The sequence below is a fragment of the Nonlabens dokdonensis genome (genome assembly GCF_002162835.1).
Classification (GTDB): Bacteria; Bacteroidota; Bacteroidia; order Flavobacteriales; family Flavobacteriaceae; genus Nonlabens; species Nonlabens dokdonensis_B.
The window spans coordinates 1-3,974 of the sequence record NZ_MAAX01000129.1; the positions used below are offsets into that span (position 1 = coordinate 1).

General features: G+C 36.6%; 4 protein-coding genes. 1 reads left to right on the forward strand and 3 read right to left on the reverse strand.

Translation table 11 applies throughout. From position 1 onward, the window contains the following. The 3 genes from A9Q93_RS08880 to rlmF all read right to left on the reverse strand — a co-directional run. A partial coding sequence (locus A9Q93_RS08880) for a tetratricopeptide repeat protein (RefSeq protein WP_303687040.1) occupies positions 1–513 on the reverse strand: 513 nt, incomplete at its 3' end. Further along, positions 513–1,883 (reverse strand): AAA family ATPase, encoded by a 1,371-nt coding sequence (locus tag A9Q93_RS08885; protein WP_303687041.1) that lies wholly within the window; start codon positions 1,881–1,883, stop codon positions 513–515. The genes A9Q93_RS08885 and A9Q93_RS08880, both read right to left, overlap by 1 nt. 56 nt (positions 1,884–1,939) lie before the next feature. Next, on the reverse strand, positions 1,940–2,773 hold the full coding sequence (gene rlmF, locus A9Q93_RS08890; RefSeq protein ID WP_303687042.1) for a 23S rRNA (adenine(1618)-N(6))-methyltransferase RlmF: 834 nt from the start codon (positions 2,771–2,773) through the stop codon (positions 1,940–1,942). Between the two features lie 175 nt (positions 2,774–2,948). Here rlmF and A9Q93_RS08895 point away from each other — a divergent pair. Then, a partial coding sequence (locus A9Q93_RS08895) for a DEAD/DEAH box helicase (protein ID WP_303687043.1) occupies positions 2,949–3,974 on the forward strand: 1,026 nt, incomplete at its 3' end.

Here is a 3,974-nt window from a genome sequence, read left to right on the forward strand (position 1 = left end):
ATCCTCTGGATTTTCTCCCAGCGCTCCTTTAAGAGTTTCCTCAGATTCTCTTTTTTTATTCTGTTTCAGTTGTGCTGTACTTTTCACATTTAAAGCAAGCAAATTTGCAGGGTCTAGAGATAAAGCCTTTTCTGCCAGTTGTTCTGATTCCTTATACCGCTTTCGCGAAAGCGAGATATGAGCCAGCATCGCATAATACGAGGCTTCTTGCGCATTGAGTTGAATGGCTTGTTTTAATAAATTCTCTGCATCATCATACTTCTCTACGTTAAGCATCACCTTTGCCTTAGTGGCAAATAAAGCGTCCATGTGCGGCGCTAGTCCTATGGCGATGTCTATAAAGTGTTTTGCCTTTTTAGGATCGTCTTGTGCTAGGTTTACCTCGGCGAGCAAGTGCAAACAATATATATTATTTGGGTCTTGAGTAAGTGCTTGATTAAGCAAGTCCTCAGCTTGAGCATATCTGTTTTGCTGGTAGAGTAGGTAGGCTCTATCGTAAATAGCGTCTATCATTATTTTTTCAATTTCAAATAATGAAGTATATCATCATAAAGTCCAGATTCATTTGCATAAACAGCAAAATTCTTAGCCGTAGTAAACCATTCTTTAGTACTAGGTTTGTGCTGTTTAAGCGATCTCAAAAGGTCTTTTGTAGTAAGAGGTTGAGGCATTCCAGACTTTATAGCTTCTTCTAGTTTATTTTCAATAGCAATATCGATAACCGCTTCAATGTCAGCACCAGAGTATTCGGGAGCTTTTTTTGCCAGTGCTGTTGTATCAATATCTTTAGTAGGTTTTTCTTCTAGTTTTAAATCAAAAATAGCCTCACGAGCAGGAGCATCTGGCGGCGGCACAAAAAGTATGCGATCAAATCTACCTGGACGACGAAAAGCCGTATCCAGATGCCACGGCATGTTAGTCGCGCCTAAAATCAATAAACCTTCATTATCATTAGAAATACCATCTAACTCTTGAAGAAACTGATTGATCAAATTTTTACCAGCACTTTGTTTCATATCACTACGACTTGCGCCTAGTGCATCGATCTCATCTATGAATAAAACGCAAGGAGTATTATTTCTAGCCACTTCAAATATGCGGTGCAAATTCTTTTCAGAATTACCTATCCACATATCTAGAATATCGTTAAGGCTTAAAGAAATAAATTTGGCATTAATTTGTCCAGCGGTAGCCTTAGCAATATAAGTTTTACCACATCCTGGAGGACCATAAAGTAAAATCCCACCACCTATTTTCTTTCCGTAGGCTTTATAAATTTCTGGATGGAGTAGTGGTTGTACGATTTTTAAATCGATCTCGCGCTTCACGTTTTCCATGCCGCCCACATCTTTAAAGTCCATTTCTGGTTTTTCTATAAAGACACTAGACTCATTGTAGCCATCATCATAATCATCATCAAAATCATTGTCGTCTTCATCATAACCATCTGGAGCGTTAGAAGGCATTCTCAGTTCTTTATCCAGTTCACTATCGCTAAAATCTGGATGGTGTTTCAATAAATCTTGGTAGGCATCTATCGCTTGATCTGTATCGTTTGATCTGACTAGAGCTCGTGTGTAAAATAAATGGGTGTCTAGATCTTTATTTCCTTCCTGAATCAAACTCTCTAAAATAACGATCGCTTTGGAATAGTTTTTTTGCTTGTAAGAGATGAGTGCGAGACCTATTCTTGCTTTTGGCTCTGCATTATACTGTAAAATAATCTCGTATTCTTCTTCAGCTTCTTCTAGCATATTAGCCAGACGTAGCGACTCTGCAAGATGTAATCTCAATGGAATATTATCTGGAGAAAACTCCAGCGCTTCTCTTAAATTTTGAATAGTTTTATCGTCCATTATTAATTCCTTTATCTTCCCGCTCAAGGCGGCATCTTCTTTCTTTTTTAGCCTAAAATATATAAGCTTTACAGATTTAAAAATTACACTTTAAATCTCCATGCTACAAATCTGGATTGTTTATTTCCAGTAGTCATTTCTACGACTTTTGTTTCAGCACCTAATTTTTCTAATTGTTTCAATGGCTTTTTTAGGTTTTGCTTTCGCGAAAGCAAACACGTAAACCATCCTACTTGACTTTTAAAAGCAACAGATTCTTTAATCATTCTTTTAATGAATAAGGCTTCTCCACCATTGCACCAAAGCTCGTGCGCGTGACCAGCAAAATTACGACGCTCTTCATAGGTGCCTAATTTACGCTGTTTGCTCAGATTAGCCTTTACTGCTTCTTCTTCACTACCATAAAAAGGTGGATTACACATCGTGAAATCATAACTCTCGCCTTCACGTATAACGTTTTTAAACAAATTTCCTTTATCTACTTGATGACGTATTTCTATAGCGTCATTTTTTGAAGTGTTCTTTTTTGCAAACGCAATGCTTTCATCTGCGACGTCACAGCCTACCATTTTCCAGTCGTAAATGTTATTTCCTAAGATAGGATAAATGGCGCTTGCACCACAACCTACATCAAGCCCGTTTTTATCACCTTTACCTACTAGATCTGATATATGATGAATATAATCTGCCCGTCCTGGAATAGGTGGATACAGAGAACCTTCTGGTAAACGCCAGTATTTAACTTTATAATGGTGTTTTAATAGGGCAGTATTAAATTCTAGGATAGAAGCTGAGTCACTAAAGTCTATCGTTACATCGCCTGAAGGGTTTTCTATAAGATGTTTTCCTAATTCTGGATGGGTAGCGGTCAGTTTATCAAAGTCGTAACCGTACCTGTGTATGTTTCTTAAATGCATGGTGCAAAGATACCGTTAAGTAAAATCTTATTTTTAAACTTAAACTTAAACTTAAACTTAAACTTAAACTTAAAAGTAAAAGCAAAAAGGACAGCTCTCTTTGTTCACATTCACACTATTGTTTATGGATACCTTCGGTTATTTTAAAAAGGTATCTTTGCAAAAAATTTATAGTATGAAACCCTTTGCAGATCTTAACCTTAAAACACCGTTGAGAAATGGTATTGAGGAGCTAGGTTTTGAAACCATGACTCCTATACAGGAAGAGGCATTTCCAGTTATTCTTTCTGGTCGTGATATGATAGGTATTGCGCAAACAGGAACTGGTAAAACATTAGGTTACATGCTACCTCTATTACATGAACTGAAGTATGCACAAGTAGATGATCCTCGTGTACTAGTGCTTGTCCCTACTCGTGAACTTGTAGTGCAAGTGACTCAAAATATTGAAGAGTACTCTAAATACATGAACTTAAGAGTGCTGGGTATTTATGGAGGAACTAATATCAATACACAAAAAAAAGCCTATGCACAAGGTGTAGATATCCTAGTTGCAACTCCAGGAAGATTGTATGATTTAATCATAAGCAATACGGTAAGTTTTAAAAACTGTAAAAAAGTAGTGATAGATGAGGTAGATGTGATGCTTGATTTAGGTTTTAGATTCCAGCTTACTAATATTTTTGATCATTTACCTAGAAAGAGACAAAACATCATGTTTTCGGCAACGATGACTGATCAAATAGAGGATTTTATCAAATCTTACTTCTATAATCCTAATAAAATTTCTATCGCTGTTTCTGGTACGAGACTAGAAAATATAGATCAAACTTGTTATCAAGTAGAGAACTTTTATACAAAGGCAAATCTCTTAATGCATTTGTTGAGTGATGCCACTACCTTTCACAAAGTACTTGTCTTTGTAGGTAACAAAAAAAGTGCTGATAGATTACAAGAAGTGATGAGTCCACACTACGGAAGTGAGATTTCTGTAATTCACTCTAACAAAACTCAAAATTATCGATTGCGCTCTATTGAATTATTTGATAGTGGAGCTAGTCGTATTCTTGTTTCTACAGATGTTATGGCACGTGGACTGGATCTTGATAAAATATCTCACGTTATCAACATTGATGTTCCTACTTTTCCAGAAAACTACATGCACCGTATAGGAAGAACAGGTCGTGCCGAAGAAAAAGGA